This window comes from Limosilactobacillus sp. (assembly GCF_041859915.1).
Classification (GTDB): Bacteria; Bacillota; Bacilli; order Lactobacillales; family Lactobacillaceae; genus Limosilactobacillus.
Genome location: NZ_JBFLGB010000097.1, coordinates 1 through 3,497, shown reverse-complemented (window position 1 = coordinate 3,497; position 3,497 = coordinate 1). Strand labels below are relative to the sequence as shown.

The 3,497-nt window shown below is 45.0% G+C and carries 6 protein-coding genes; 1 reads left to right on the top strand and 5 read right to left on the bottom strand.

Going from position 1 to position 3,497, the window contains the following annotated elements; all coding sequences use genetic code 11:
* The 5 genes from ACEYV4_RS09230 to ACEYV4_RS09210 all read right to left on the bottom strand — a co-directional run.
* Positions 1-131: transposase (locus ACEYV4_RS09230; RefSeq protein WP_373842993.1), on the bottom strand; the 131-nt coding region annotated here is incomplete at its 3' end.
* Positions 132-323: 192 nt separating this feature from the next.
* Entirely contained in the window at positions 324-1,067 is a 744-nt protein-coding gene (locus ACEYV4_RS09225; RefSeq protein ID WP_373842992.1) for an SDR family oxidoreductase, read from the bottom strand.
* Between the two features lie 39 nt (positions 1,068-1,106).
* Positions 1,107-1,874: an SDR family NAD(P)-dependent oxidoreductase gene (locus tag ACEYV4_RS09220; RefSeq protein WP_373842991.1), complete on the bottom strand. Its 768-nt coding sequence runs from the start codon at positions 1,872-1,874 to the stop codon at positions 1,107-1,109.
* Positions 1,875-1,887: 13 nt separating this feature from the next.
* Positions 1,888-2,253 (bottom strand): cyclophilin-like fold protein, encoded by a 366-nt coding sequence (locus ACEYV4_RS09215; RefSeq protein ID WP_373842990.1) that lies wholly within the window; start codon positions 2,251-2,253, stop codon positions 1,888-1,890.
* A gap of 2 nt (positions 2,254-2,255) precedes the next feature.
* A complete protein-coding gene (locus ACEYV4_RS09210) occupies positions 2,256-2,756 on the bottom strand; it encodes a flavodoxin (RefSeq protein ID WP_373842989.1) in 501 nt (166 codons plus the stop codon).
* A gap of 103 nt (positions 2,757-2,859) precedes the next feature.
* Between ACEYV4_RS09210 and ACEYV4_RS09205 the strand changes: the two genes are divergently transcribed.
* Positions 2,860-3,411: a LysR family transcriptional regulator gene (locus ACEYV4_RS09205; protein ID WP_373842988.1), complete on the top strand. Its 552-nt coding sequence runs from the start codon at positions 2,860-2,862 to the stop codon at positions 3,409-3,411.
* Positions 3,412-3,497: the final 86 nt, after the last annotated feature.

Below are 3,497 nucleotides of genomic sequence, written 5' to 3'. Positions count from 1 at the left end.
AATATTCGCTTCAAGACTGTTTCAACGTGTCCTTTCAGCACTTTGTTGCGATACTTAGTCCCCCAAATGAGATGGTAATTAAGATTGTAAACTGATGTTCCACCATATGTAAGTCTATTTGTGTCTTTCATACTAATAATTATATCATATAATATACTATCCATGCGTATGTTGAACACAAAAAGGGCAATTCATCACGTCCTTAAAAGAACGTGTTTCCTTGCCCACTTTCAAAAAGCAGGAGTGAAACGGAGCCCTATTACGAGCACTTGTCTTCACACTCCCGCTAAAATAACAACTTTCAATTAATAATGTAGCTAACCCTATGCCTGGTTGGTCGGGTAAATGGTGAACTCAGCAATGTCGACATCTTCTGGCTGATCGATGGCAAAGTTAACCACTCGAGCAATGGCATCTGGCGAAATCCCGTGTTGCTTGTAGAAGTTCTTCATGTTAGTAGCCGTCTTTTGATCGCCAATGTGGTTCAGCAGTTCCGTATTAATAGCGGCTGGGTAAAGGGTCGTCGTCCGAATATTAGTGCCTTCGTTAGCACTTTCCATCCGGGTAACTTCCATCGCATTACGAACCGCAAACTTTGTAGCCCCGTATACTCCGGAACCAGCATAATTTTTAAGCCCGGCGACGGAAGAAGTGGTAATAATATGACCATGTTTTTGAGCGGTAAAGGTTGGCATCACGGCCGCAATTCCGTTGAGGACTCCTTTCAAATTAACATCAATCATCTTATTCCATTCATCCGTCCGGATAGCACTCATCGGAGAATTAGGCATGATTCCGGCGTTGTTAAAAATAACATCCAGCTTGCCAAAACTATCCTTAGCGGCATCGACTAAAGCCTGTACTTCAGCCGGTTTAGTTACGTCAACCGTTCGAAAATCGGCCCGGCCACCATTGGTATTAATTTCATCAGCAATCTTGTAAAGACGTTCTTCACGTCGCGCACCTAACATCACCATGGCACCATTTTTGGCCAACAATTTAGCGGTGGCCTCCCCAATTCCAGATGAAGCACCAGTAATTACAACTACTTTTCCTTTAACTGCCATTTAAATTTCCTCCTCAATTAAGTTTTGTCAACTGCCAATTTAATGAATGGTATAACCACCATCAACTGCCAAGGCGTGGCCGACGATATAACTGGCCCCATCGCTACACAAGAAAAGTACCGCATCGGCAATCTCTCCTGGTTGGGCAAGGCGCTTTATCGGGATATCACGAATATATTCATCCATGGCATCTTTTTCTTTCGCCAGCATTCGGTCAACCATTGGCGTCCGGATGACTCCCGGACAAACGGCATTCACATTGATTCCTTGATCCGCATATTCCAAAGCCGTACTCTTGGTCATGCCAAGAACCCCGTGTTTGGAAGCATGGTAAGCACTGCGGCCCGCTAGGCCAATTAAGCCACCCATTGAAGAGCAATTAACGATTTTACCGCCATCGCCCTGCTTGACTAATTGCTTTAACTCATACTTCGTGCAAAGAAAAACACCTTTAAGGTTTGTATCAAGAACCCGATTGTATTCCGCCAATGTTAAATCCGCGGTCTTGGTAATCGGGCTCTGAATGCCGGCATTATTATAGGCAAAATCGAGCCGACCAAACTTCTGGACCGTAAAGTCTACCATCGCCCTTACCTGCTCTTCATTAGCAACATCAACTTGGAATGAGGCAGCATGGTAGCCTTTAGCATTAAGGTCAGCCGCTTCCTTGTTTGGCTCATGGTGACCAGCTAAGACAACATTGGCCCCGGCTGCTGCAAATTTTTGTGCTGCTGCTAAGCCAATTCCGGTTCGGGCCCCAGTAACAATGACTGTTTTATTCGTAAAATCATATGTAATATCTGCCATCTTTTCATCCCTCTTATTGCTTAACTGCAAAACTAACCTGTGCCGAGCCTAATTTGCTAAAGAAACTAACGTCACCATCGACATGGCCAATCGGTTGTTGTTCAAAAGCTTCACCATTCTGCTGATACAAGATCACCAAGCTGCCCATCGGTGGCCAATAGGAAATATCCCCGACCTGGTAATCCCGATCACGGGCATCATCGGTTGGTAAACCACCACGACCATAACGGTGACACATTTCACGGGAGTACAGGTTGTCCATTTCAATTGTGAATGGCATCCGAGAAATTAGCTCACGAGTAGTTGCGTTATCTTCAAACTGAGCATTAATCGTTTGTTTCCCATTGATTGTAATTTTCACTAACGTCTTTTTACTCATGATCATTTGTCCTCCTTAATTAATTTAATGCCATCTCGTTGTAACCACTCTTTGATTTCTGGGACACTGCTGTCAACGGCGTGAGTACCCAAGCGCAGACCAGTTTTAACGGTCGCGGTTGGCAAGTATTTCTGTGTGTCCTTTTCGGTATTCTCAATTCCAACATCACCCGAGGTACAAAATGGGATCACGTTCTTACCCTGGAAATCGTAAGCTGCCCAGAAGGAACGAATCACCATCGGCTCACGGTACCACCAAATTGGATGACCAATGAAGACCGTGTCATACTGGTCCATGTTTTTAACCTGGTCAATCAGTTCCGGCCGATCATCATTTAACTGTTCTCGATGAGCCTGGATTGAGCACGGATCGTGTTCTTCGGGATAAAAACGGCTAGTCTTAATCTCAAAAAGGTCGCCATCCGTTAGCTGCTGAATCTTTTCGGCAAACTGTTTGGTATGCCCCCAGTGACTGAAATATGCGATTAGAATGCTAGTTGTCATTTCCTCCGCCTCCGATGCTTCTATTATCGTGCCATAACGGTTGACAAGGAAGAAGCTCATTGTTAGTGTGGCATTAACTAATAGTTGATACGGAGGATAATTTATGGAAACCAATAGTTTACGCACTTTCATCTCGGTCGTGCGCGCCGGCAGCTTTACCAAGACTGCCGAACAGAATTTCATTTCTAGCACTGCGGTGATGAAACAAATTAATCGTTTGGAAAAAGAAATCGACGCTAAGTTATTCGACCGTTCCAGTTCTGGAGTTAGTCTAACGCCCAGTGGCCACATTTTCTTAAAGTATGCCGAAACGGTTATTAAGCTGACGGACCAGGTCTACGTTGACTGCCACCAACTTACCGGCACCGTTCAAAGTATTCGCCTTGGCACTTCACTCCTTCATCCCAGTGCTCCCTTCATGCCAACTTGGAATAGAATCAAAGGAAAGCTTCCCAACTACCAACTTCAGGCTGTTCAACTACCTGGTGACCTAGCTGCCAGTAACCGGGAATATTCGATGCTTGGTCATGACTGTGATATCATGATTGGAACCTTTGACCAGGCCACCACCAGAAAGCTAGTCAACGCTATCCCACTGGGAGCTTATCGGTTCAACAGGTCAAAAATATATTACCTATGGCTCAATTTATGTTGACCCAACCCCTGTAACTATTACCGGCTCCAAGTCCACCTGCAGCACCGCTACCAGGGATGGTTGCTACACTTTTACCAATTGCCTTC